Genomic DNA, 2044 nt, shown 5'->3' on the forward strand with positions numbered 1-2044 from the left:
CGTCCATAGATTGAGATAAAAAAGTTATGGAAAATATTTTTAATCTGGAGTTACCTAAAAAAGGTGGCGGAACTGAAATAGTTCAAACGCGGCAAAGTTTGTTATTCATAGGTGCCAACGGATCGGGTAAAACCCGCTTAGGAGCTTGGATAGAGAGCACGTCACCACAAAAGGATAAGGTGCATAGAATATCAGCTCAGAAGTCGCTTTCTATGCCGGATAACACAACGCCAAAATCAATAGATATGGCGGAGAAAGAACTACTATATGGTAGCGCTCAGGCTGAAGTTAGCAATAATTGGGTCTATAAGCAAAGTAGCCGATGGGGCCGAAAGCCATCCACTTTTCTTCTAAATGATTATGAGAAGTTGATGGTTTATCTATTCTCAGATCATACTGAGGAGAGTGCAAAATACTTAAGCGCATCAAAAGCTACCAGTGAGAAAGTTGATCCACCCATAACTAAACTGGATCTAGTAAAGCGGGTGTGGGAAAAGGTTCTTCCGCACAGAGAGTTGATTCTAGGTGGGCTTAGAATTCAAACGTGTGTTAAGGGTGACAAAGAAAAAGCCTATAACGCATCAGAAATGAGTGATGGCGAACGGGTAATCTTTTATCTTATTGGTCAATGTCTGGCTGCACCTAGAGATGGAATAATAATTATCGATGAACCCGAGCTTCATCTTCATAAGTCGGTACAAGCACCATTATGGAGAGAAATTGAAGGTTTAAGGTCTGACTGTTTGTTCGTTTACATGACACACGATGTAGACTTCGCTTCTTCTCTGCATGAATCAAAGAAAATATGGCTGAAATCTTTTGATGGGTCTAACTGGAGCTGGGAAGTAGTTAATGAGGTTGAAGGACTTCCTGAATCATTGTTGATAGAAGTTCTTGGTAGTAGAAAGCCCGTGGTTTTTGTTGAAGGGGAGAATGGGAGTTACGATACATCTTTGTATCGGTCCGTGTTGAGCGACTATTTAGTGATCCCAAGTGGCTCTTGCAGTCAAGTAATTCAGTTGGTCAAGGCTCTTAGGGCAAGCGATCAGCTGCATCACTTAGATGTTTTCGGAATAATTGATCGAGACCGACGAATAGATGCAGAGATCGCGGCTTTGCAGGAGCATGGGATTTTTACCCTTGAGGTTTCCGAAGTAGAAAACCTCTTTTGCGTCCCTGAGATAATCAAAGTCGTTAGTCAAAGACTTGCAAGAGATCCAGATGCTGATTGTGAGGCTTCTGCTGAATTTGTTCTTAAAAAAATAAGTTCCGAATTGGAAACTCAGATTTCACTGCGCGTAGCTAATGAGATCAAATTCAGGTTGAATTGCTTTGACGAAAAATCAAAAGGAAAAGATGCTTTGCGCGAATCGCTAACATCATTATGTGAAAGTATTGATATAAGTTCGCTCTATGCTGAGAGTGAAGCTTTATTTAATCGAGCAGTAACTGAAAATGATTACTTGTTGGCGCTTCGAATATACAACAGAAAGTCACTGGCTCGTCAACTCAGCAAGCACCTTGGTTTGGCTCACGGGGAACTAGCCGAATTCGTTGTCAGGCTAGCCAATAGCGAAAAAAAGCTAGAAATAACAAATGCTTTGAAGGGGTACTTTGGGGCCTTCAGCAAAAAAATCGAATAACAAAGCGCTGCACACGGAAAAATTACTCTCTGCACTTCTAATTTACCGGTGAGCGCAGCGTTAGCAATTAAGGGAATCTATGGACGATCCAGATAAAAAAGAAAATTGGTTTGTAAGAGTGCTAATAGTACTTTTCTGCCTTCTATTGGCCTCAATGATTGCCTTCAGTTACTTCGGAGTTGAGCCTAAGGGCCAGATAAACTCTGGCATTGTTACTTTACTTCTTCTTTTGCTTATTTTGGTTTTGTCGGAGAGTTTCGATAATTTTTCTATCGGGAAGTTGATTTCAGTAACCCGAGAGGCCAAAAGAAAAGAAAAAGAGGTTCAAAAACTCGAAAAGGAGAAGTCAGAACTTCTTAGTCAGCTGATAACCATTTCCAGTACTCAACATCAAACCCAGC

2 protein-coding genes are annotated in these 2044 nt (G+C 41.0%); both read left to right on the forward strand.

Annotated elements, in window-relative coordinates:
* Positions 1 to 26: 26 nt before the first annotated feature.
* Complete coding sequence (locus ACQ661_RS12615; protein ID WP_431668581.1) at positions 27 to 1643, forward strand: DUF4435 domain-containing protein; 1617 nt, start codon at positions 27 to 29, stop codon at positions 1641 to 1643.
* Between the two features lie 79 nt (positions 1644 to 1722).
* Positions 1723 to 2044 (forward strand): hypothetical protein (locus tag ACQ661_RS12620; RefSeq protein ID WP_431668582.1); only part of this gene is annotated, 322 nt, incomplete at its 3' end.

It is taken from the genome of Pseudidiomarina sp. WS423 (assembly GCF_050750165.1).
In the GTDB taxonomy this organism is placed as follows: Bacteria; Pseudomonadota; Gammaproteobacteria; order Enterobacterales; family Alteromonadaceae; genus Pseudidiomarina; species Pseudidiomarina fusca.